This is a genomic window from Trichocoleus sp. FACHB-591, from assembly GCF_014695845.1.
Taxonomy (GTDB): Bacteria; Cyanobacteriota; Cyanobacteriia; order FACHB-46; family FACHB-46; genus Trichocoleus.
Window position 1 is genome coordinate 14,181 of record NZ_JACJPA010000078.1, and the last position, 23,817, is coordinate 37,997.

19 protein-coding genes are annotated in these 23,817 nt (G+C 48.0%); 7 read left to right on the top strand and 12 right to left on the bottom strand.

Annotated elements, in window-relative coordinates; translation table 11 throughout:
- Positions 1 to 59 precede the first annotated feature (59 nt).
- The 5 genes from H6F90_RS13590 to H6F90_RS13610 form a co-directional block, all read right to left on the bottom strand.
- Positions 60 to 1,502: a DUF3370 domain-containing protein gene (locus tag H6F90_RS13590; RefSeq protein WP_190552982.1), complete on the bottom strand. Its 1,443-nt coding sequence runs from the start codon at positions 1,500 to 1,502 to the stop codon at positions 60 to 62.
- 123 nt (positions 1,503 to 1,625) lie between these two features.
- Positions 1,626 to 2,294, bottom strand: coding sequence for an isoprenylcysteine carboxylmethyltransferase family protein (locus H6F90_RS13595; protein WP_190552983.1), 669 nt, complete (start codon positions 2,292 to 2,294; stop codon positions 1,626 to 1,628).
- A 64-nt stretch (positions 2,295 to 2,358) separates the two neighbouring features.
- On the bottom strand, positions 2,359 to 3,267 hold the full coding sequence (locus tag H6F90_RS13600; protein WP_190552984.1) for a rhodanese-related sulfurtransferase: 909 nt from the start codon (positions 3,265 to 3,267) through the stop codon (positions 2,359 to 2,361).
- A gap of 117 nt (positions 3,268 to 3,384) precedes the next feature.
- On the bottom strand, positions 3,385 to 4,875 hold the full coding sequence (glgA, locus tag H6F90_RS13605; RefSeq protein ID WP_190552985.1) for a glycogen synthase GlgA: 1,491 nt from the start codon (positions 4,873 to 4,875) through the stop codon (positions 3,385 to 3,387).
- A 153-nt stretch (positions 4,876 to 5,028) separates the two neighbouring features.
- Positions 5,029 to 5,751, bottom strand: a complete 723-nt coding sequence (locus tag H6F90_RS13610) for a response regulator transcription factor (protein ID WP_190552986.1) — start codon at positions 5,749 to 5,751, stop codon at positions 5,029 to 5,031.
- A gap of 472 nt (positions 5,752 to 6,223) precedes the next feature.
- Between H6F90_RS13610 and H6F90_RS13615 the strand changes: the two genes are divergently transcribed.
- Positions 6,224 to 7,063, top strand: a complete 840-nt coding sequence (locus H6F90_RS13615; RefSeq protein ID WP_190552987.1) for a DUF1838 family protein — start codon at positions 6,224 to 6,226, stop codon at positions 7,061 to 7,063.
- A gap of 48 nt (positions 7,064 to 7,111) precedes the next feature.
- Here the strand turns inward: H6F90_RS13615 and H6F90_RS13620 are convergent, their stop codons facing one another.
- The gene (locus tag H6F90_RS13620) at positions 7,112 to 7,489 is read right to left on the bottom strand and encodes a pentapeptide repeat-containing protein (protein ID WP_190437308.1); all 378 of its coding nucleotides are present in this window, start codon (positions 7,487 to 7,489) and stop codon (positions 7,112 to 7,114) included.
- A gap of 135 nt (positions 7,490 to 7,624) precedes the next feature.
- Entirely contained in the window at positions 7,625 to 7,813 is a 189-nt protein-coding gene (rpsU, locus tag H6F90_RS13625; RefSeq protein WP_190437304.1) for a 30S ribosomal protein S21, read from the bottom strand.
- Between the two features lie 315 nt (positions 7,814 to 8,128).
- Here rpsU and H6F90_RS13630 point away from each other — a divergent pair, with 315 nt between their 5' ends.
- Positions 8,129 to 8,803, top strand: a complete 675-nt coding sequence (locus tag H6F90_RS13630; protein WP_190552988.1) for an HAD family hydrolase — start codon at positions 8,129 to 8,131, stop codon at positions 8,801 to 8,803.
- 114 nt (positions 8,804 to 8,917) lie between these two features.
- Here the strand turns inward: H6F90_RS13630 and H6F90_RS13635 are convergent, their stop codons facing one another.
- Positions 8,918 to 9,451, bottom strand: coding sequence for a universal stress protein (locus H6F90_RS13635; protein ID WP_190552989.1), 534 nt, complete (start codon positions 9,449 to 9,451; stop codon positions 8,918 to 8,920).
- 388 nt (positions 9,452 to 9,839) lie between these two features.
- Here H6F90_RS13635 and H6F90_RS13640 point away from each other — a divergent pair, with 388 nt between their 5' ends.
- From H6F90_RS13640 to H6F90_RS13650, 3 genes are all read left to right on the top strand, one after another.
- Entirely contained in the window at positions 9,840 to 10,616 is a 777-nt protein-coding gene (locus H6F90_RS13640; RefSeq protein ID WP_190552990.1) for a hypothetical protein, read from the top strand.
- Between the two features lie 85 nt (positions 10,617 to 10,701).
- Positions 10,702 to 11,346: a hypothetical protein gene (locus tag H6F90_RS13645; protein ID WP_190552991.1), complete on the top strand. Its 645-nt coding sequence runs from the start codon at positions 10,702 to 10,704 to the stop codon at positions 11,344 to 11,346.
- A 487-nt stretch (positions 11,347 to 11,833) separates the two neighbouring features.
- Positions 11,834 to 13,879, top strand: a complete 2,046-nt coding sequence (locus H6F90_RS13650; RefSeq protein ID WP_190552992.1) for an ATP-binding protein — start codon at positions 11,834 to 11,836, stop codon at positions 13,877 to 13,879.
- Here H6F90_RS13650 and H6F90_RS13655 read toward each other — a convergent pair.
- Positions 13,876 to 14,793, bottom strand: coding sequence for a UTP--glucose-1-phosphate uridylyltransferase (locus H6F90_RS13655; protein ID WP_190552993.1), 918 nt, complete (start codon positions 14,791 to 14,793; stop codon positions 13,876 to 13,878). The genes H6F90_RS13650 and H6F90_RS13655 overlap by 4 nt on opposite strands.
- A 325-nt stretch (positions 14,794 to 15,118) precedes the next feature.
- A complete protein-coding gene (locus H6F90_RS13660; RefSeq protein ID WP_190552994.1) occupies positions 15,119 to 15,487 on the bottom strand; it encodes a response regulator in 369 nt (122 codons plus the stop codon).
- A gap of 418 nt (positions 15,488 to 15,905) precedes the next feature.
- On the opposite strand from H6F90_RS13660, the gene H6F90_RS13665 reads away from it, so the two are divergent.
- Together H6F90_RS13665 and H6F90_RS13670 are read left to right on the top strand one after the other, a co-directional pair.
- Complete coding sequence (locus tag H6F90_RS13665; protein WP_190552995.1) at positions 15,906 to 17,195, top strand: S41 family peptidase; 1,290 nt, start codon at positions 15,906 to 15,908, stop codon at positions 17,193 to 17,195.
- Between the two features lie 214 nt (positions 17,196 to 17,409).
- The gene (locus H6F90_RS13670; RefSeq protein ID WP_190552996.1) at positions 17,410 to 17,883 is read left to right on the top strand and encodes a DUF4383 domain-containing protein; all 474 of its coding nucleotides are present in this window, start codon (positions 17,410 to 17,412) and stop codon (positions 17,881 to 17,883) included.
- On the opposite strand, the gene H6F90_RS13675 is transcribed toward H6F90_RS13670, so the two are convergent.
- A complete protein-coding gene (locus H6F90_RS13675) occupies positions 17,884 to 19,689 on the bottom strand; it encodes an ATP-binding protein (RefSeq protein ID WP_190552997.1) in 1,806 nt (601 codons plus the stop codon). It lies immediately after the preceding gene.
- A gap of 103 nt (positions 19,690 to 19,792) precedes the next feature.
- Positions 19,793 to 23,806 carry a non-ribosomal peptide synthetase gene (locus tag H6F90_RS13680; protein WP_190552998.1) on the bottom strand — a complete coding sequence of 1,338 codons (4,014 nt, stop codon included), beginning with the start codon at positions 23,804 to 23,806 and terminating at the stop codon, positions 19,793 to 19,795.
- Positions 23,807 to 23,817 lie beyond the last annotated feature (11 nt).

Genomic DNA, 23,817 nt, shown 5'->3' on the forward strand with positions numbered 1-23,817 from the left:
TGGATCAATATATACCTTTTAGCGCCAATTCTGGCAGTCCAGCTTACTTACATAGAATATTAACCTTGAGTTTTGAGGGTGAGGACTTGAGGCGGGGTGGAATCAGGCGGATAAATCAAATCTAGCTGCACAGAACGGCCACTGTTGGGAGGCAGAGTGATCATCTCTAACGGCTCCAGTACTTGTCCCTTGCGGTGCCACAAATGCACATACCGAGTCTTAAGCTGGCCTCGATCATCTGGGTAACGCAGACGTACAGTGCCTCGAAAGAAGGGCACATCAAAAGGGGGTTGGCGGAAACGCAATCCACCTTGACTGAGACGATCTTCTTTTAAAGGAGTCGCTAAGGTGAAAGCCACTTTTTGAAGCTGTTGAGTCGGGTTGAAAAGCGGCAAGGTCAAGTTGTATTCCACGCCATAGTTGGCATGGGATTCGTAAGCGGTATCGGGGTAACGTACCAGCATTTTAGCCGCTTGATTTTGCTCCGTGCCCAAGCGACCTGCTCGCACTGTGCTGATGGCATAAGATACCGCCTGCCCTGGAGCAGGAATGGTTAAGTTTTTGGCTCCAGGGCGATCGCTGAGTTGAGCTTGCCAGCGCGATCCTTGAGCAACTCCTGCAACTCGACCATAAATCAACTGTCCGCCTGCCTGCTCGGGTGGCGTTGGTACTTTGTCGCGAGGTCCAGAGAGAGTCCCGGTGTCTAGTAGGGCTTGCCATTCAGCCAAGGTGGGGGCGCGATCGCTACCATTGGCATTTTTCTTGGCAAACATCATCAAGCTGGCCGCGTAGACCTTGCCACTACTACGCAGTCGCAGATAACCCGATCGCCCATTGATTGGTTTCTCTAAACCCCGCACTGGCATCGGGTGGTTTAGGAGCATCCGGCTTTGGCCTGGCGGAATCACCAGTTGAGCCGGAAAATCAGCTTGGCGCTTGCCCTGAAGAATATCTGTCACCACGCGATCGCCTGGCCCTGCATAAACTGTATTGTTGGGATTGTCTACATAGGTTGGCAGCTTGATGTAGGGAGCGCTTTGGGTCAGATAAGTCGCGCCTTGCAACACATCAACAGTCACGGGTTGCGAACTGGAGTTATGCAGCATCACACCCAAGTAGAAAGTTTGTAGATCCTTCGGGGTGTGGGTTTGGTGGTGAATGAATAAATCGAAGCGGCCCTGAAACGGAAAGTTCAGATGGGCAGTTGGTGTTTTCTTGCCCGTAGGCGGCAGAGTCGAAAGCAGAATACCCTCAGTCTTAACCCACTCCGGGCTATTGCTGTTAAACATCGGCACCTGATCTAGCTGCCCTGGCAAAGCTCGCACCGGTTGCGGCTCCACGATGATTTTGGGAGCGGGTTTTGGGCTAGGTGGCACTCCTTGAGCGAGGTCCGACGCAGATAAAGCTGTTTTACCAGCAAGTAATAAGCTGTAACTGCCTACCCCAACCAGGGCTAGAGCAGAGATCAAAGCGATCGCGATGTTATTTTGCTTCGGCCCCATAAACAATTACCTACTTGGGTCTTAGATAAAGGGATACATCTTGTAGAGACCCAAATCCTGGAGCCAAAGTGCCGTTGTAACTACTTCCAAAACAGGAAATGGTTCACTCAGGCGATCGCCAGTTTAGCCGTTTTGAGGTGAATCAGGAGCTTGACTGTCTAAAACCGAGTTTCTTGATGGCAGGAGTTGAGGCAACAACAAACCAGAACGCGCTTTATACTCAGCAAACTCTGGGTAACGCGCCAGAGATTGGTCCTTCTTCCGCATATTCGGGATAAACAAACCTGCAGCAAACAGAGCCAGAATCACAAACGGCAACCAGTGCTGAGCTAAAAGTGCAAATGAGCTGTAGATCAGTACTTCCCCCAAGTAGTTGGTGTTGCGACATCGGGCAAAAAAGCCTTCTGTAATTAAACCAGGGTGATATTTCAGCGTGAAGTATTTCTGAGCATCGCTGCTGTAGTGGAGGAATACACCAAGAATGTTCAAGGCCACAGCCGCCGCAATCAGAGGAGCCGACGGCACAACGCCACGACTAATCAGCAAGAAGGGAGCAACCCAATACAAAACTAAGATAATGCCAACAAAAATTCCTTGCCCTGGCGAAATCTTCTGCTCCCATTGTTTGTCGGGAAAGAGCTGATCTTTGAGCAACCAAAGCAGGCCGTAGGTGCCGTGAAGCGCCAGATAAATCCACGGACCAATGGTGAAGTTCTGATAAGCCCACATCAGCCCTAGGACTACAAATCCAGTCAACCCCTTTTGCAAGTTAATAATATGTTTCGCTTTCATCAGCGTATCCTTTTAATGTCTGATTTATGATTGAAGGCAGCAATGCAGAAACTGGCAAAACCGCTTAAGGCTCAACGCTAGCCTGATGACGTTGCTTCGCTAGTTCAACTTGCCTCTGGCGGGCTACTTGGCGGGCTCTTCTTTCTTCTGTAAGACTATCAAAGCAATGAGGACAAGAAATCCCTTCCTGGTAATGTTCTGAAGTTTTGTCTTCGTCTGAAATAGGTCTACCACAAGCTATACAAGCATCATAAGAACCAGGTTCTAGCCCGTGACGCACCGCTACCCGCTGGTCAAACACAAAGCACTCGCCTTCCCAAAGACTTGCTTCGGCTGGGACTGCTTCGAGGTACTTCAAGATGCCGCCTTTCAAGTGATACACTTCCTCAAACCCCTGCTCCAGCATGAAGGAGGAAGCTTTTTCGCAGCGAATTCCACCCGTACAAAACATTGCAACTTTCTTATGTTTTTGGGGGTCTAAGTGCTGGCGAACATAGTCAGGAAATTCCCGAAAGGAAGCCGTCTGGGGATTGCAAGCGCCTTGAAAAGTACCGATTTGCACCTCGTAATCATTGCGCGTATCAATCACCACCACGTCTGGATCGGCAATCAGATCATTCCACTCTTCAGGGCTGACGTATGTCCCTACTTTCTGGTTGGGGTCAACCTTAGGCACGCCTAAAGGCACGATCTCTTTTTTTAAGCGAACTTTCAGGCGATCGAACGGGGGAGTATCTGTATATGACTCTTTGTGCTCTAAATCAGCGAGGCGCGGATCAGCCCGCAAAACAGAGAGAACCGCATCGATCGCCAATCGAGATCCGGCGATCGTGCCATTGATGCCTTCTGAAGCGAAAAGAAGGGTGCCCTTAATGTCTTGGTCTAAACAATAGGCCAAGAGCATATCTTTTTTCTCAGCGAAGTCTGGCAAGCTGACAAATTTGTAGAGTGCGGCAACAACAATTTCGGTCATGCTTCCCGTGCGAATCAAGCGTCTAAACACATTTTAGGGCACACCGGAGTGCGCCCTAGTAGTTAGTTTTGGGTGGGACAAACCCCATTCCTCCCAATCAGACTATTACTCAGACTATTACAGCGCTACAGCAGCTGGTTTGTGGCGGATGCGATCGTAAATTTCGATGTAATCCTTACCCGGATGGTTCCAAGAGTAGTCGTACTCCATGCCCTGCTTCACTAGTTGTTGGAACTCTTTGGGGTAATCCCGCCACAGGGTCAAAGCTCGATTCATGGTTGATTCTAACGCTTGATAGTCAGAATCATAGAATACATAGCCATTGCGGGTTTCGGGCAGGTGGTCTGAATCGTAGTCGCGATCGAACACAGTGTTCACCAGACCCCCCACACTCCGAACAATGGGTACTGTGCCGTACTTTAAGCCAATCATCTGAGTCAGGCCGCAGGGTTCGTAGTTGCTCGGCACCAAAATCATATCGGCCCCAGCGTAGATCAGATGAGAGAGTTCTTCGTTAAAACCCAGCTCCAGATGCACGTCAGGATGGTCATTCAAAAAGCGCTTTTCGTGCTGGAAGTGAGCATTAATTCCCGCTTCGGTGGCGGAACCTAACAAGACAAACTGGGCACCGTTATCGATGGCATGATAAATGGCGTGATGCACCAGGTGAACGCCTTTCTGGGCATCCAGACGGCCAATATAAGCAATAATTGGTTTGTCTACATCTTGCAACAACAGGCGATCGCGCAGCGCTTTCTTATTCTGGGCTTTGCCTTCTAAGTTGTCCTTAGTGTAGTGGTGTGGAATATAGCGATCGACTTCGGGGCTCCAGAAGTCTAGATCAATGCCGTTGAGAATTCCGGTAAATTTGTCTTGATGCATATGCAGCGTGTGGCCCAGACCAGAACCCACCTCTGTATGACGCGCTTCCCAAGCGTGGTGCGGTGAAACCGTAGTCACCGCATTGGCGTAAACAATGCCCCCTTTCATTAAGTTCAAGGCGAAAGGGTTAAAGTTGTCTTGCAGGCGATCGGGTTGGAAATAGTAAGGCTCGTTGTTGAGCCCAGTGGCCCAAAGAATCTCGTTGCCCGCAAAGCCTTGGTGTTTGAAGTTATGAATCGTGTAACAAACTCGCTGAAGCCCCATTTCATACTTGTAATTCTCAAACAACATGACGGGAACTAAACCAGTCTGCCAGTCGTGGCAGTGGATGACATCGGGACGCTTGTTGCTTTGTTGCAAAAATTCTAGAGCGGCCTTGCTAAAGAAGGCAAAGCGCATGGTGTCGTCGTGGCAACCGTAGTAACAACCGCGATTGAAGAAATCATCGCGAGAGTGAGGCTCAATAAAGAAGCAGAGTTGCCCATGTACCCAGCCGCAGTAAACCGAGCAGTGAATTGTGCCGCCATACCAAGGCACCCACAGGTCACGGTAGGCATCGTGCAAGCCCCAAATATGGTCGTAGCGCATGCAATCATATTTGGGCAAAATCAGCTCAACGCAGTGTCCTCGCGTTTCTAATTCGCGGCTGAGTCCATAAACCACATCGCCCAAGCCTCCGGCTTTGATGACTGGAGCGCACTCAGAGGCAATTTGTACGATGTACATCTTTACTCCTCGCTGATCAAAAGGGTTTTGTTATCTTCACAAAAGTATATTTATTTCTCGCGAAGGAGCAACCCCATCATTCGGCATAACCTGAAATCAGCACATCAGGTGATGTTGACAGGTAAACTCGGAGAGAATTACCTAGCGATCGCTCTAATTCACTAAGCCTGAACGCAAGCCTAAAACCGCTGCATGAGTGCGATCGCTGGCTCCCATCTTGTTGAGGATATTACGGACATGGGTTTTTACCGTGTCCAGCGTGATATAGAGCTTTTGACTAATTTCCTCGTTTTTGTGCCCCCCCACAATTAACTCCAGAATTTCTAGCTCCCGTTTAGTTAAAGGGTCAGCGCCTAGAATGGGGCCTACCGCTGGGTCAATCGGTTCAATACTCACAGAGCCAGGGCTAGAATCGTTGGTGTCTTGCTCAATCGTTTGTTGATAGTGGGACAGCACAATCCGAGCGATCGCGGGATCGAGCCAGGAATTTCCCTGGTAAGTTGCCTCAATCGCTTCTAACAAATCTTGGTGATTAGTTTTGTCTTTTAAGCAGTAAGAATCTGCGCCTGCGGCAAAGGCTTGCATGACCAATTCTTCATTAGCTTCAGTGCTAAAAATCAGAACTTTCAGGTCGGCAGATTCTGCTTCCGACTCTGGGTTCTTAATCTGCTGAATGACCTCGATGCCACTGATATCAGGCAAACTCAGCTCGATAATGACTAAATCGAGCTGAGTTTGTTGCAACAGGTCTAGACCTTCTCGCCCTTTGGCCGCCTCACCAACAATAGTGATTAGATCACTTTGTCCTAAAGCCGCTTGCATCCCATACCGACTGAGGTCTTGAGATTCAATTAGGGCCACACGAATTTCACTCATTTGCAACCTTCACCACTGCCTGACAAGGATGGAGCTGATTTAACAAAGCTTTTATAAAGACGTTCTAATCAGCGCGAAAGTGCCCGTGTAGAAAATTATTAATTAGTTCAGTACTACTGAAGCCATCAAAGAGAAAAAACTGCGATCGCAACCCTAAAAGTCTTTTCTTAGCTGGAATCCAGCGCTTGGTACTGTAGTTAAAATCTTGATTAAGCTAACCCAATCTAAACCCACTTTGTAGTTTTTGTCTTCCTACAAAGCTCTAGGTGTAATTTCATGGTTACGAGTTTTCACTAAAATAAATTAATCAAATTGCTACTTTATTCATGAAGAATGCAGTAATTTTCATTGGTTTTAAGACTTATCGATCCAGAGTACCTACATACAGCGTTTGATTACCCGTAACATTACAGAGGTTTTCCCTTCACCTGATCTTCAAGCTACGATTAATCGATCTCGCTAGAGGTGAAATATGACTTTACGCAAGTCCACAATTACCGACCAGCAGTTTGTCAAAATGCGCTGTAGTACCGATGGCGGAACTCACTACTTTGAAGCCACGGGCTCGATGTACGCGCAGCCGCTCGACTCAGATCAACCCATTCACCTGTTCGACTTTTTGGGGGTCGATATTTCGCGCTGTATTCAAGACCCTGCAACTTCGCGCTGGACTTTACTCAGCCGCAAATTTACGCTCTATCTAGACCCGCGATCGCAAGAAATATTGCGGCAATGGCAAAACCCGTGGACAGGTGAAGCGCTACACGTCATCCACCGCTCCTACGACTATCAGGAGTTTCAGATTCCGCCACAGGTTGGGGCTTTTATTGGGCCTGAAGTGTCTTTTGTCTCACTAGACCTCAACCTGAAGCTACCTAATAATTTGGCGAGTAATCCTAAGTTTGCTGAATATTCTCCTGAGCCATTCGTGCAATCTTCTGATTCCTACAAATTTATTTTTCCAACTCGAATGCTTGAAGACGAAATCATAGATGCCAGTTGCGATCGCGCTGTCACCTTGTCTTATTACCGCATGGGACCTTGGGAGCCTTGGATGAAGATGAAAGGCAAACCAGGCTTTTTAGTGTTGAACTACACAGGCACAAAAACGGATGTCTTTGAAGAATTGCATCCAGCGCTAAAAACGCAGATCGAGCAACGCCTTCCTTTATACCGAGAAGCTCCAGCCTGTCGTTTGCAACGTTCGATTGCAACAAGCTGGAGCCGATTTGAAGAAGAATTTGATGCTTACCTGCGCGGCGAAGAATTTCCCTTACTCGCTCCCCTCAAAGAGGAACCTTGCTTAGAGTAAAGACTAGGCACTAGTAGGTTAGCGAGTTCAGAGATAGTTCAGAACAAGTTAGCCTACTACATCTTGAGACAGCGCTACCGCAGGACTATTAGAGGCGAGTTTGGCTCCTGCTCCATCTGGCAGGATAGCGTCTGACAGATACGCATGACTTAGATTTGTGTCACTCAGATTGACATGAGTCAAGTCGGCATTCTTCAAATTGGCCCGTGTCAAATTGGCTCTGGTTAAGTTTGCACCCGTCAAGTTGACATCACTCAGGTTCGCTTGGCTCAGATTGGTGCTAGTCAGGTTTGCGCCTCTGAAATTGGCTCCACTGAAATTAGCCCCACTGAAGTTAAGATTTCTTAGATTAGCGGCCATTAGATTAAGGTTTCTAAAGTCCCTTTGTCCAGCTGAGTAGCGGCTTAGAAGTTCTTTGGTATTCATAGGAGCCTTTAGGAGTTGTTAGAAGATTTACGAGGGGAAGGAGTGTCTCATTTCAGCGATCAAGCTTAACTTCCGGAACTCAAGTCCGAGAGTTTTAGGTTGATTAGGCTGCGTCAGCCAGATAAGTTTTAAGGATCAGTGACGAGAATATTTTTTCCGCTGTCTATGCTTAGCAACTAATTTACGTTTACGTTTTTCCCCAGGCGTTTCGAAGTGGCGATGCTTCTTCATATCTGGAAAAATTCCCGCCTTAGAAACTTTCCGCTTGAATCGATGGATTGCTGCCTCAATTCCCTCATTTTCATTTAGAATTATTTGGGCCATTCGGTTGGGGCATCTCCAGAATCAAAGGTGCAGAGAGTTAGATTCGGAGAAACGCTTGCAACAAAACGAATTACACAGCCGAAAATAATCCTTTTCCACAGGCTAGCACAGGATTGAGTTAAGCAATAGTTAGCTAATTATCTTTCGTCAGGATTTTTGTCACGAGTTGCATAGTTAAGTTACAGATTGCATCACGATGCAGTAGGCTAACTCTCGCAAGTCTAGCTTAGTGAATTGCTTTTAAGATTAGTGCTTCTGTTAGATGAGCCAGGCAATCCCGCACCTTAGGATAAATGGACCTATCTAATTAAGGCGATGCGTTATTTAGCAATTGCTTCGGATTACGACGGAACACTCGCTACGAAAGGTCAAGTCAGCAAAACCACGCTGGCAGCCTTGCAACGCCTCCGCGAATCTGGCCGCAAACTCATTTTAGTCACAGGTAGACGGTTAGACGAGCTATTCCAGGTGCTGCCGCAGGTAGATTGGTTTGATTGTGTGGTTGCTGAGAATGGGGCTTTGTTGTACTGGCCTAGCACCCGTGAAGAACAGTTGTTGGGCGATCGCCCTCCTGCAGCCTTTATCCAAGCTCTTCAAGAACGCCAAGTTGATTCCTTAGCGGTCGGTCGCGTGATTGTAGCAACTTGGAAACCCTATGAAACCACGGTATTAGAAACCATTAGAGATTTAGGGTTAGAGCTACAGATAATTTTCAATAAAGAGGCTGTGATGGTGCTGCCCTCCGGCTTAAACAAAGCGACCGGGTTGAAAGCAGCTCTAGAGCGTATGGAGTTATCTCCACAGAACGTAGTCGGGTTTGGTGATGCAGAGAATGATCTCGCTTTTCTGAATATTTGCGCCCTCTCTGTAGCCGTAGCCAACGCGCTGCCGATGGTGAAAGAACAAGCGGATTGGGTGACGCAAGGCAGCCGAGGTGATGGAGTCGCTGAGGTGATTGACCAGTTACTTACTTCTGAATTGAGCATCTGAATTAAGCGAGATGACCGCACGACTGCGTTAAGACCGCGATCGCTTAACTCTACCTCCTACCTGCTGAGGCTGCCTGGGTAGAAAAACCCTTGCTCTTTTGGCAAGACAAAACTTTTAAGACAAAACTTCTACGTGTTCTGGCGATCGCTCTTGCGGACTGGGGGCGATCGCTCCTTGGGTAACTAAAACCGCACAGGGAGCGTGGTGCAGCACATAGTTACTAACGCTACCTAAAAAGAGTTCGCTCAGACCCGATCGGCCCCGACGGCCCACCAGAATCAAATCTGCGCCCCAAGTTCGAGCTAAGTCACAGATAGCTCGGCCAGGACTACCAGGGCTTTGGGTAAACTCCACTCGCACGCCTGCATCCGCCGCTTCTTGAGCCCGCGATCGCAGCATTGCTAGCCCTTGACCCTCATAGTTTTGCCATTGCTGTTGGTATAGCTCTAAAGCTTGAGTCCGGATCATGCCAGGATAAGCGTCAAAACCTGTCAGCACTGGCAATCTAGGACTTCCTTCCTCTTCATAGGAAAGGACGTGGAGCAACATTAGATTTGCTTCTGTCAGCTTCGCTAAGGCTAAAGCTTGTTCAAAAGCTTGGCGGCTAATGCTGGAGTGATCGATCGCAACAAGGATTCTTCGATACATATAGATCTGCTCTCCCTAACCGTAGCAAGATGTGATGTAAGTTGCGCCATAACTTTAATGTAAGCCGGATCATTGCGCCGCAAGCTCAATCTCCCAAATTCTTAGTACTTGTTGGTACTTGTTGGTAAAGGTGCCGCTAAAACTGGCCCTCCGATCAGTAAAGCAACCCCAGTTGCTGGTTGAACTGGGTTAAATTTGCTGAAATCAGCCTAGGGATCAGTGCTAGGTCCATCCGTTAGGCCAGGTAATAGCGCAGCGCTTTCGGAGGAAAATGATGCTATTAACTCTTTTTCTTGGTTGAGCAGTTCGGACTGGTTGCTCAAGACCTGAACTGGGTTTCACCAGTTCAAACTCGTTACTACTGAAACTAACTCTGGGAACCGCAATCATGCCTCACAAACACAAAAACCTCTTATCCACCATTCGGGCTTTAGGCGACAAGCAGCTTACCTTGACCCAGCAAGCATCAGAAGCAAAAGAGGGAACGGTGGAACCCCAGCTTCATCAGACTGCTGAGGAGTTTGAGCCAGGGCACCAAGAACCAGACACCGCTAGTAACGAATTGATTGCTCCGCTCCTGATCCCGTCCACTCTAGAAGAGCGTCTAGAAGCACAGTTGAGCTTAGACACAGAGACGGTTGAGACCGCCGAGACCCTCCACCTAACTGAGATTACTGCTGCAGTTGAGGTAGAAGCACCCCAAGCAGATCCAGAAACGCCGCCTTCTGGGGAACTGGCGATCGCAGAGCCTAAACTAGAGGAATCTAAGCCAGAGGAATCTAAACCGGAACAGCCTGTGGCGGAGGAGTCCGAGCTAGCTGAGTCTAAGTCAGAAGCACCAGAACCAGAAACACCTAAACCAGAAGAGCCTGTGGCGATCGCGGCGAACTTTGAGGAGCAGGTTGCAGCCAAAGATACAGCAGCCCCCACCGAAGAACCTGCACCACAGCAACCTACATCTTCTGCCCCCAGTCTCCAAACTACAGCTAATCCTGAGAACAATGGCAATCCGAATGGTGCCAATGACGATAATCAGGCGATCGCCCCTAACCTCGAAGCGAAAGATTTACTCAAGCGGCCAGAAGCTTTTGCACTGATTGTCTGCACCTTCTTCATAGCCATCTGGCAAACTCTCGTGGGGATTGGGCAGGAGCGAGAGCTGTAGAGTTCTGACGAACCGTAAAAGAGACATTTCACTGGGGCAAAGACCAGGTGTTGGAGATCAGTTAGAAGTTACGGAATTGCAAAGGATGTTAGATTTTCTACTCAATCTCCATTGGCTGACTATTCTCATCATTGCGATCGCTCTACTGGTTAGTGGTGGAGTGGGAGCAGCCCTTTATGCCGCGATCGCCGCCTACCGCAATCGTAAACCCGCGATCGCCCAAAGAGTAGAAACGCCTCCCAAATTCCAAGATGTTCTCGGTTCATCTTGCCCCCGCACTGAGATTCGGATTTCGGATGGGCAAAGGGAATATCAGTATGACAACTTGCGCGTGGTCCAGATTCATTTACTCAATCAAGGCACCCAGGATTTTGACGAGTTTAAGTTAGGCATCTCCTTGAATCTGGATGATGCCGAGGATGGAGCCGTGCATGTCGAGGTCCGCTCAGGCGATCGTGACCACCAGGTAAAGCAACTCACCCCCCTGTCTTTTGCGGAACCACAACCCACCTTGGATGTCGTTCTCATTCCCTTTAACCGTCAGGATTCCTACAGCTTGCGCTTGTTACTGGCCGCCAGCGAAGACGTAGAACTCTCTGGCAAGATTGGTTTAAGCTCACCTCACGCTATCCGCTTTGTAGACCTACCGACCGTCAAGGAAGCAGTGCAAGAAGCAGCAATGGCTACCTCACTTTCGCTAGGTCCATTCCAATTCTCCTTTGACAAATAACTCTTGCCCCTCGAATCTAGATTTTCTGAATCTATATACTAGTCCTGAATAATTTATGAAATTGGTGGATTGCTATGTGTCCTGCATGAGCCACCTCAGTGAGGACAGTCAGAAAAGTGTCACTTAATGGAACTAAAGCATGGGTAGAAAGACTGTACATTTACTCATGTGGGGAGTGACTCTAAAGCAAAAGCCCTTGGGGTCGAAACACGGCCAGACGCCCAAGGGCTTTTCTCATAATTGTTTTAGACACATTTTTATTATTTTTTGCTGATAAAATCAAATTAAAATTAAATCTATTAAAAGTTACATAGATAACGGCGCTTATCTATCCCTTGAGGCTACTACTTAGAAGCACCGTACACTAAACTAAGAAACTGGTGACTTAACCACACTAGCGTTAATTGCTGTTCACTACTATAAAGTCCTTGCAGGCTAGCTTTATACCGCTATGCCGCTGTCAGGTACTACCCTGGGTTGCAATGGAATGATGCAAACTGAGCCTCCAGTTAATATTCTCCTGGTCGATGACCATGTAGAAAATTTGCTAGCGCTAGAAGGAGTTCTCGCTAGTTTAAGTCAAAATTTGGTGCGAGCTTGTTCGGGCAAAGAAGCCTTGAAGTGCTTGTTGGAGGAAGACTTTGCTCTGATTTTGCTCGATGTCCAAATGCCGGAAATGGATGGATTTGAGACGGCGACTCTAATTCGTAGCCGCGCGCGATCGCGTCATATCCCAATTATTTTTATGACGGCGCTCCATAACAGCGACCAGTTGGTTTACAAAGGCTATTCGGTCGGAGCAGTAGATTATTTATTCAAACCGATTGAGCCAGAAATTCTCCTTTCCAAGGTAGCCGCCTTTGTGGAGCTGTTTCAGAAGACTGCTCAGATCCAACGGCAAGCAGACCAATTAGAAGCTGTAAACGCTGAACTGCGGACGAGCCAAGCACGGTTGCAAAACTTCTTAGACCATGCCAATGATTTAATCCATATCATGTCTCCGTCTGGGGAGTTGCTCTATGTCAACCCCGCCTGGAAACATACGTTGGGTTATGACGAAGCGGACCTGAACAACTTAGCCATAGACATTGTGCATCCGCAAAGCCGAGGACGATGGCTAGAAGCAATCTATTGGGTGCAGGCAAAACCCGCTACCCGTAGCTTGGAAATCACATTTTTGAGTAAAGAGGGACGAGAAGTTATAGTTGAAGGCACCTTGAGCAGCCGATTTGAAGCAGATCAGCTCAAGGCAATTCACTGTATCTTTCACGATATTACGCAACGCAAGCAGGCCGAGCGATCGCTGCGCCAGTATACTGCTCAGTTGCATCAAGTCCTCGACTTTAATGACATGCTCAAGCGCATCACCGATAAGTTGCGGGATAGCTTGGATGAAGGGCAAATTTTAGCTACTGTCGTGCAGGAGTTAGCTCTAGTACTAGGCGTAAATCGTTGCCAAGCGGCTCTGTACGATCTGACCCAACAAACTGCGACGATCGCTTATGAATACACTGCCTCTATGTTTTCGGAGCAAGGCTCTGTGATCGAGATGGCCTATTTCCCTGAATATGAGCAACTCCAAGAAGGGCAATCCCTACAGTTGTGCAACTTAGTACCCCATCCGATTCAAGGGCGAGTAGCCATGTTGGCTTGCGCGATCGTGGATGACCAAGGAGTGCTAGGTGATCTACGCTTGGTCAATGACAAAGACTATCCTTTTAGAGATTTAGAATTACATTTAGTGCAGCAGGTAGCCAACCAATGCGCGATCGCCATTCGCCAAGCACGGCTCTATCAGGCGGCTCAGGCCCAAGTGGCAGCCCTAGAAAGACTCAATGGTCTCAAGGATGACTTTTTAAGCACCATATCCCATGAGTTACGCACTCCTATCTCCAACATCAAAATGGCGACTCAGATGTTGAAGATGACTTTAGAGCCGCTAGAGATACCACCATCAGCAGATTTAGAGCGTTATTTCCAGATTTTGCAGAGCGAATGTGAACAAGAAATTAGCTTAATTAATGACCTGCTAGACTTATCCCGCCTAGATGCTGATGCAGAACCCTTACTGTTAACCAGCATCAAACTTAGTACTTGGGTGCCGCATGTAGCAGAAACTTTTATGGAACGGGCTCATACTCAACAGCAGCAAATCCAGGTTGATCTCCCTGATGATCTCCCTGCCCTCACCACAGACCTGATTGATTTAGAGCGCGTCTTATCGGAGTTGCTTGGTAACGCCTGTAAATACACCCCCCCAGGTGAGCAGATTAAAATCTTCGCCGAGGCTACCTCCGAACGGTTACAGCTACATATCAGCAATTCTGGGGTGGAGATCCCAGTGGAGGAATGCGATCGCATTTTTGATAAGTTCTACCGCATCCCCAACAACGATCCTTGGAAGTATAGCGGCACTGGCTTAGGCTTAGCGTTAGTCAAGAAACGGGTTGAACGGTTGGGCGCAACTATCCACGTCGCCAGCGAAGCAGCACAGACGCGATTTAGTATTGAGTTTCCTTTGCCCACTTCCTAAGTCTGCCGAAACTCAATTAGGGCTTGGCGGTATGCGTCTGGTAATCCTGTATCAAACGATCGCCCTTGCACCATATAGCCCATCATCCCTAACTCTTGCCGCAGCCGCTCTAGGCCAGAGGTGAGCTGAAATTCATTGCGATCGCGTAAATTGCCTCGGATCTGCTCTTCCAGGTAGTCAAAAATTTGTGGTGGCAGCACATACATGCCAAAAATAGATAGCAATTGATCCGGATCCATGCCAGGTATATGTAGATGTTGCCGCGCATACTCTACCTCTGGCTTTTCCACCAACTGAGTCACGTCTAGCAATACCTGTGGCTCCTGCCACGTACCCGTCACACATCCTCTATGGCTAATCTCGGCGGCTGGGGTCACTTCCAGACTAATGACACTCTTGCGGCAGCGCTCGAACATAGCCAACATCTGAGCCGCACAGGAGACCTCCAAATCAGACTTGTAGACGTGATCACCTAAGAGCAGCAGAAATGGCTCATCCTGTACCCAGTCTTTGGCACAGAAGACCGCATGACCGAAGCCCTCTTGCTGCTCCTGTGTCAAGATTGTGATGCGATCGCCTACCTCCTGAAGATATTCCAAGTAAGCGCCCTGTTTCGCCACTAGTTTCTGGAAATAATCTCCCTCTGGTGGCGCGTTAAAGAAAGTTTCAAACAGCTCGCGATCGCACGGTTGCACCACAATCCCGACCGATTCAATCCCAGCACTAAGCGCTTCTTCTACGATCGCCAAAATCACAGGTTTTGCTCGTCCCTCAGCGTCAATAATCGGAAATAGCTCCTTCTTAACTGCCTTGGTAGCGGGAAAGAGACGTGTACCAAAGCCTGCGGCTGGAATCACAGCCTTACGCACAGAAGGGGGACTAGAGGGCTGAGGAACGGCGATCGCTGGAAGCATGGGTGAGGACGCTCGCGCAGATATTGATCACGGCATTGGGCTTTTTAACTAGGCGTGCTTCTGGGATTTCTCTAGAAAAGCAATAAAAGAGTCTTTAACATACAGTCAAAGACTCTCGTTGAGGAATATAAACATGAATAAACTTTAGCCCTTCTAATTTTTCCTGTCTTGTATCTAGAGTTACGAATAGTAGCTGTCGCAATCCACCTCTTTAGGTAGACCCTGGTTTAAATCTCAGGGCAGATTATATTTGACAAGTTTCGTGGGGTGAGCAACCAACGGTGCCCCTTTCACTGATCAATAGCCTAGAGCAGTCATAGTTTGGCTAGTTAAGGCTCAGCTCTATCTCAATCGCTTGGATGATCGCTTCTAGCTTAATGGGCTTAGTTAGGTAAGAACGCACCCCCATACTCAACGCTCTTTGTTTCTCCCGATAAAAAGCATAGGCCGTTACGACCACCACAGGCAAAGCATGCCACTGCGACTGTTGTAGTTCCTGAAGCAGTGTGAATCCATCCACTTGAGGTAGCCTTAGATCTAAGATGAGTAAGTCTGGTTGAAACTCAGTCACCGTTTCCAAGAAATCAATGCCGTCACAGAGACTTAGGACTTGATATCCTTGCGACTCTAAAAAATCTTGAGTGAACAGACGATGGATTTCGTTATCTTCTACAAGAAGAATCCGTTTACTCATAAACTAGATCCTAGATAGGGGGGTTGACCGTATTCTCTATTATTTCTTGGCCTTTTCTATTCACCTCATCGGCGCTCTAGCCCAAATTCTAAAATTGCATAGCTGACAGTCTAGTCCCTAAATTTCTTCTTAAGGTAGCAAACCTGAGCCAGTCAAATCAATTTTTGCCCTAGCCGAGAATATTTAGCTACCAACAAAAGTGCTTCATTAGAAGCCAGAATTATCAGCTTTTGTCAGAGCCAGAACCTAGTGGGCAGTGATGCCAAACCACTTCAGCACTGCCAAAGTTAAGCATTGACATCACTCATCTCTACGAGCTTTTGCTATTAAAAACTAATGTAGAAAAGCAGAGCTTAATTAGGCTAGTGATTAAGACCAATCTCAATTAAAAAACAATTGATTTGCGGAAGTTTTTCCAATGTCTAGCCTGCACCAAAAATCGCTTAAGAATTTACGCCGCTGGTTTGCTTTAGCGATTACAAGTGCTACAGGTTTACTTTTAGTTGCCCTACTCGTCTTACCAGCAGTTTCCAGACTGGCAGACCCTAAAAGTGCAGTGTTTGAACAAGCTTGGCAGACAGTCAATCAAAACTTTTACGATCGCAAGTTTAATGGCGTGGACTGGCAGGCAATTCGCGATCGCTACAGGCCCTTAGTAGCGCAAGCCAGCTCTATGGAAGCAGCCGCTGTCGTGATCAATCAGATGTTGTCTGAGTTACAGACTTCCCATACGCAGTTTTACACTCGCTCCGAACCTGCTTACTACCAACTTTTAGGCATCTTTCAATCTGATAGTTTATGGAGACAGTTGAGAAAGTTCTTTCCAGATGGCAAGGTGGAATATACTGGCATTGGCATTTTCACCCAAGAGCTGAACGGTCAAACTTTTATCAGCGCTATCCTCAATGGCAGCCCTGCGGAGAAGGCAGGCTTGAAGGTGGGCGATCGCTTACTCAGTGTCGAGGGTCTTCCTTACCAACCAATCCAATCTTTTGTCGGCAAGGTGGGGCAAGCAGTCAAAGTCTCCATTCAGCGCACCTCGGATGCGGCTAGCACTCAAACAATTACCGTTACTCCCAAATCCCTAGATCCCACCAAGCTTTTTTTGGAAGCGATGCAGGCGAGCACAGAGATGATTGAGCAAGGGAATCAGCGAATTGGCTATGTGCATATTTGGTCTTATGCGGGCGATCGCTACCAAGAGGAATTAAAGCGATCGCTAATCTATGGCGATTTGAGAACAGCAGACGGATTAATTTTAGACTTGCGAGAGGGCTGGGGTGGAGCGATCCCAGAATATCTCAACTTCTTTACTGCCAAGTCTCCAACCCTGACTCAAGTTGAGCGCGATGGCACCAAAACTGACCTCAATTACCGTTGGAGCAAGCCAGTCGTTATGTTGGTCAACCAACGCTCTAGAAGTGGTAAAGAGATTTTGGCTTATGGCTTTCAGAAATACAACATTGGAGCCGTGATTGGTAGCCAAACTCCAGGAGCTGTGGTGGGAGGTCGCCCATTTCTGATGCAGGATGGTAGCCTGCTATATCTAGCTGTGGTAGATGTGTTTGTCAACGGAGAACGCCTGGAAGGGAGAGGTGTGAAGCCAGATATTGAAGTGCCGTTTCAGTTAGCTTATGCTCAAGGCGCAGATCCACAAAAACAGAAGGCGATCGCGGTTTTAGTACAAGCATTGCAGCAGTCAAAGTAACTACTGAACTTCCGGGTGGGGCGATTCGCTTGAAAATCGCAGCATCGAAATGTTTACAGCGTATTGCTCAACACAGCGTCTTGATACATCCAAACAAGCCTTAAGAAGAAGATGCATAAGTGTTTGATGGTTATGCTTAACCGTTAAGGCTTTGCCAATTTGCATCTTTTTAGATCACATTAGACCACAGTTTTAGACAACAGGAATCTCAACAATGAAATCTCGGAAACCAGGACAGTATTTCGCCTTGGTGATAGGTATCCTCTTTCTGTTAATCGGTATCATGGGATTTATCCCAGCCTTGGTGAAAGAACCTACAGTGTCAGCCGATGCGGCGAATCTTGGCTTTAGCGGCGGATATGGGTATCTACTAGGTTTATTCCCGATTAACTTCTTGCACAATATCGTTCATCTGACTGTAGGATTTCTAGGAATTCTGGCTTCTATCTCCTTAGGTAGCTCCCGTCTCTACAGTGGAGCGTTGGCCCTATTCTATGGATTGCTCACCATTCTGGGTCTAATTCCCGCGACTCAATCCACTTTAGGTTTTATCCCTATCTTTGGTAATGACATTTGGCTGCATGCCTCTACCGCTGCGATCGCAACTTACTTTGGCTTCATCGCCACACCCAATTTAGCAGAACTTACCGAGAAGAAACTCTCTGAGAGAAGCGCCAGCAGCAGTTAATCATTCATTCCTGCTTGGGTGATTGGGCAGTTGCACTGTAAAGGTTGTCCAACCACCCCTACTCTCTACTTCGACTGTGCCTTGGAGTTGCTCTACTAAACGCTTTACCAGGGATAAGCCTAAACCTGTCCCTCCTTGCTTCCAGCGATCAGCATGAGGAATCCGGTAGAACTTATCGAAGATACGAGGTAATTGCTCAGCGGGAATTTCTGCTTGATTCCGTACCGTAAAGGTAGTCACAGCACCAGTCGCTCGAACTTGCAGAATAATCTCTCCATCTGCTGCTGTGTACTTATAGGCGTTATGCAACAGTTCTACTAGCAACCGCTCTAAGCTACCTTGGTCAATGATAAAAACTGGCAATGATGCAGGGAGATCTAACTGAAGGTTTTGTCGGTGGGCTTTAGCCTTCAGTTGTAGGGACGCGATGAGGTTAGGCAGCCAGGTAGAGAGATTGATAGCTTCCGGCACAAAGTTGCTCTGGAGGTTACTCTCTAGACGTTGTAAGTCTAGAAGGTCATTAATTAGAGCCGCTTCGCGATCGCATTCTCCTTGCAAGACCTTAAGATATTTCTCCCGTTGTTCAGGAGTACTAGCAATTTGGAGCAGTTGAGACGCCATTTTGATGTTTGCTAAAGGAGTGCGGAGTTCGTGAGAAACCGTACTTAAGAAATCATCCTTGAGCAAATTGAGTTTTGCTAGTTCCTCAACCTGGGCTTGGGCTGTTTGGTAGAGCCGAGCTTGCCGAATCGCAATAGCACATTGGTCAGCAATCTGCTGCACCAGGTTCACCTCAGCTTCCTGCAAGGCTCGCTCTCCGTCGCTAAAGCACCACAGATCACCAATGACACCTTCATGGTCAGCAATGGGACAAGCTAGAATCGCTACTTGACTTCGAGCGGGGTCAGTCGTTATTTCACAAAACTGAAAAGTTTGAGCTTGCTGAAGCTGACTGTAACCATCCGGAAAGGCTGCCATCCGGATTACTTGTCCTGCTACAGAAGGCGTCAAGACACCAGGAGCACTATATTGATAGCAAACGGTAGAAGTGCCTGTTTGCAGGTCATACATAGCAGTATCGCAAGCACGCAAGTGCAGCCCAATGGCTAATTCCTGCACCGCAGTTTGCAAAATCTGGCTTTCATCTAACCTTTCTCGCACTTTGTCCCGAATTCGCTTCAGACTGGCTTCAAAGAGCGATCGCTGCATCAGTTCTGCATTCAGCTTTTTGACTTGTCTCTCTACCTGCTTGCGAGCAGTAATATCGCGCAGCAACCAACGTAGCATGATGGGCCTTGCCCAATTGTCTCGCACGACTGCAACCGTCGCTGCTACATCTAAGGACTGTCCTCGGCGAGGTTGTAGCCGCATCTCCCACTCTTGCTGGGTAGACTCTTGCTGCAATCTTTGTAACCTGAGACGAAAAATAGCCCGCTCTGATTCAGCAATAAAAACAGATAATGGCTTACGAATCAGAGATACCCTAGGCAAATTGAGTAACGCGATCGCCGCTTCGTTCACTTCCTGAATTTGGCCGCTGACATCTGTGACAATATAGCTGTCTGGAGCAAATTCAAATAATTCTTGATACCGTTGGCGCTCCTGGTCAATTAAGTCACGAGTAATTTGCAACTCTTCATTTTGCTGTACCAGTTCCGCTTCCGCAACTTGCAGTTCTTCTAGGGCTGTTAACAGCTGTTCGTAGATCAGTAAAGGGTCTAAGTACTCTGAGTTCTTATCTTCAGTGAAATGGCTACTTGACTGCCTAAGTGTCTTAATTTTCTTGATGAATTCCTCTAAATTCATGTATCCTCAGACACTTTTAGCCTAATAAATTTATCAGTCTGATCGCTAAATCTAACAACTATTCTAATCTGAACTACTAAATCAATGAGCTTTTGGATTACACCTACTTAAAATAGGTGCGCAATTGTTCAGCCAAAACCTGTACGTGAGGTTGCTTCAAGATTGAGAAGTGGTCGCCAGGAATGACATGAGTTTTTATCTTGGTTGTAGTTAAACTGTGCCAGCCGAGAAAATCATCTTTGGCTTGGCTCAATGGTTTTGAGCTTTTAAACTGTGAGCTTTTGAACAACGTAATTGGACCCGAATAAATTCGAGGAATATAGCGTCGTACTGCCTGACTGTTGGCATAAAAAATGCGGAGCATGGGGCTTAGCGCCAATTCTTTGAGGAGTCGCAGTTGCGAGTCGGGAGGAAGCCTAGAGGGAGCAGCCCTCAGAGTCTTTGATCGAATCTGGTTGAGGCGCGATCGCCTTTTCCAAAAAGTCTCCGATAGAGAAGCGATCAGGAGACGGAAATAGTCCAGCCCAAACGAAGGGAGAGATTTCAGGACAGTCGTGATCAGAAATCGCCAACTCTCTCCAAAAGACGGTTGATTGGTGGGGATCGGAGCGAGGGTATCGAGTAATGCTAGCAGCGCCACTTCATGACCTGCTTGCCGCAGTTGTTGGGCCATTTCAAACGCTACCAAGCCTCCGAATGACCATCCCCCTAAATAATAGGGGCCTCGCGGCTGAACGGCTCGAATTGCCTGTATGTAATGGCTCGCCATCTGCTCAATACTCTTGAGCGGCGGCTGTTGACCGTCTAACCCAAAAGGTTGCAGTCCATAAAAAGGTTGCTCAGTTCCCATCCGACGGGCTAACTCAGCATAAGGCAGTACCATCCCCATTACAGGATGGATACAGAAGAAAGGAGGCTTAGTACCCGCAGGTTGCAATGGCACTAGGGGAGACCAATCTAGAGAGTCTGGGCTTGATAGCTGTTTTGCCAGTTGCTCCACCGTCGGAGCCAAAAACAACATCGATAAAGGTAGAGATTGTCCAAACTGTTGTTGAACTTGCTCCATCAGGCGTAGCGCCAAAAACGAGTCTCCCCCCAGCGCAAAGAAATTTTCATCAATCCCAACCTGCTCCAAGTGCAACACCTCAGCCCAGATATTGGCCAATTTCTTCTCAAGCAGAGTGCGAGGAGCAGTCATAGACTCTCCCAACCGGAGATCTGCCAGTTCAGGCATCGGTAACGCAGCGCGATCTACTTTCCCATTCGGCGTGAGCGGCAGAGTTTCTAGCAAGACAAATGTGGCGGGAATCAAATAACTTGGGAGCCGCGATTGCAGGAATTCTCGCAACTCAGAGTCAGTTACAGACTGCTGCTCATGGGGTATCACGTAGGCGACTAGACGTTGCTCACCCTGTTTGTCCTGAGAAGCGATCGCAACTGCGACCTGGACTGCATCATGCTGCTGGAGCACAGCCTCAATTTCACCCAACTCAACCCGGAAACCTCGCAACTTTACCTGAGTATCCGCGCGACCCAAAAATTCAACATTGCCGTCAGGGAGATAACGAGCGCGATCGCCAGTTTTGTAGAGAGGTGTGTTCGCTGCAAGCGTTTCCGCAGAGGGGAGAGAGAGAGAAACAAAACGCTCAGCAGTTAGGTCAGGTCGATTGAGATAGCCACGGGCAACGCCGATGCCAGCAATGTACAACTCACCCGCAACACCGACGGGAACAGGTTGGAGATGAGCATCTAGGATGTAAATTTGAGTGTTGGCGATCGGACGACCGATAGTAGGTTTAGCGCTATCTACAGTCAACTCGGCAACAGTGGCCCAAATAGTCGCTTCGGTAGGGCCATAGGCATTAAAGAACTGTCGTCCTCGTGCCCAGCGTTTAACGATGCTACTAGAACAAGCTTCTCCCGCCGAGATTAGAACTGGCAGAGCGGGCAGAGGTTCTGCGGGCAAAACAGATAAGACGCTGGGAGGTAGAGTAGCATGGGTAATAGCGTTATGACGGAGAAATTGAAGTAAATCTGCTCCAGGTAGCAAAGATGTCTGGGGCGCTAGGTAGAGGGTAGCTCCGTTAGTCAAAGCCATGAGGATCTCAAAAATAGCAGCGTCGAAGCTCAGGGAGGCAAATTGCAGAATGCGGCTACCAAGTTTGGGATGGAAGATCTGTCTCTGTGCCTGTACCAAATTGCTCAGCCCGCGATGTTCGACTAAGACCCCTTTGGGCTGGCCTGTAGAACCCGAAGTGTAGATGACATAAGCCAAGTTGTTAGTCGTAATCCAGTTGATTAGGTTGGCTTGGCTTTGTTGCGCGATCGCTCTCTGCGCCTGATCCAAACAAACCACCTGTAGCAACTCACTATCAAACAGATGCAAATGAGAAGATTGCGTGACTAAAATTTTAACTTCAGCATCTACTAGCATGAACTGCAAGCGATCGCGTGGGTAGCCAGGGTCGAGCGGCAAATAAGCGCCACCCGCCTTCCAGATGGCTAACAGACTAATCACCATTTCTGGGGAGCGATCGACACAGAGACCCACCAAAACTTCTGCCCCTACATCTAACTCCTGCAAGTAATGAGCCAATTGATTCGCCCGTTGATTGAGGGCTCGATAGGTGAGGCGCTGATTTTGATAGGTCAGGGCAACAGCCTCAGGAGTTTGTCTAACCTGTGCTTCAAACCATTGGTGAGCACAGAGAGGAGCAACCTCATGAGTCACTGTCTGGCTCCATTCCTGAAAGAGCTGGTCACGTTCTCTGGCGGACAGAATAGATAGATGAGCAATCTGCTGTTTTGGATCAGCTACAATCCCTGTTAGTAAGGTTTGGAAGTGCCCCAGCAGACGAGTCATAGTCGCTGGCTCAAACAAATCAGTGCTGTAGATGGCGGTACAGGTGAGCCGATTGAGAGATTTATAAACGTGAAATTCTAGATCAACGCGAGCCGTTTCTGTTTCTACGGGCAAGTTGCTGAGCACTAATCCAGGGAATTCCAGCTTGGCAACTGGAGTATTTTGGAGCGTAAAGACCACCTGAAAGAGAGGATTTCGACTCAAATCGCGTTCTGGCTGCAATTCCTCAACCAACTTCTCAAAAGGCACCTCTTGATGAGCATAGGCAGCCAACGTCATTTGACGAACTCGTTCTAGTAGCTCATCAAACATAGGATTACCAGAGAGGTCAATCCGTAATACTAAACTGTTGACGAAGAACCCAATTAAATCCTCTAGTTCGGTGCGATTGCGGTTGGCGATCGCTGAACCCACCACGATATCTGTTTGCCCTGTATAACGGTACAACAGCGTCTGAAATGCAGCGAGCAGCGTCATAAAGAGAGACACGCCCGCGCGATCGCTCAAACTCTCTACAGCTGAGGTTAGTTCGGGTGATAGCTCTAGCTGTTGGGCAGATCCTCGGTAGCTAGGCGTGACTGGACGGGGATAATCCGTAGGTAACTGCAATTCTGGGAGATCTTGCAGCTGTTGCCGCCAATAAGAGAGCTGAGATGCCAATACCTCGCCTTGTAGATACTCTCGCTGCCAATGGGCGAAGTCCGCATACTGAATGGGTAACTCTGGCAAAGGAGATGGTTGGCGCTTGAGAAAAGCAGGATAGAGCGTCGTCAACTCTCGAATCAATACCGCGATCGACCAACCATCCGCCACGATATGGTGAAAATTTAGCAACAAGATATAGTCGGCTGCCTCGAGTTGCAATAACTGCGCTTGGAACAGTGGCCCCATCCTGAGATCGAAGGAACGTCGGGATACCTCTTGGGCAATCCGCTGGGCTGCTTCGGTGCGGGCGATCGCGGAAGTTGCTTGTAAATCTACGATGGGTAGAGGTAGATGGAAATTAGGGCTGATGATCTGAGCCAGTTCTCCCTCCACTACTGCAAAGGTAGTCCGAAGAACCTCATGGCGCTGCCCAATCTCCTGAAGCGTTTGCTCCAATGATCCTATGTGCAAGTTTCCTTGCAAGCGAATTGCCGCCGAGACATTATAAAAAGGATTCTCCGGTACAAGTTGATGCAAAAACCACAATCGCTGCTGAGCAAATGACGCCGGAAAGACAAACAATTCTTCCTGGCTGTTACTAGCTACCACCTCTTATCTCC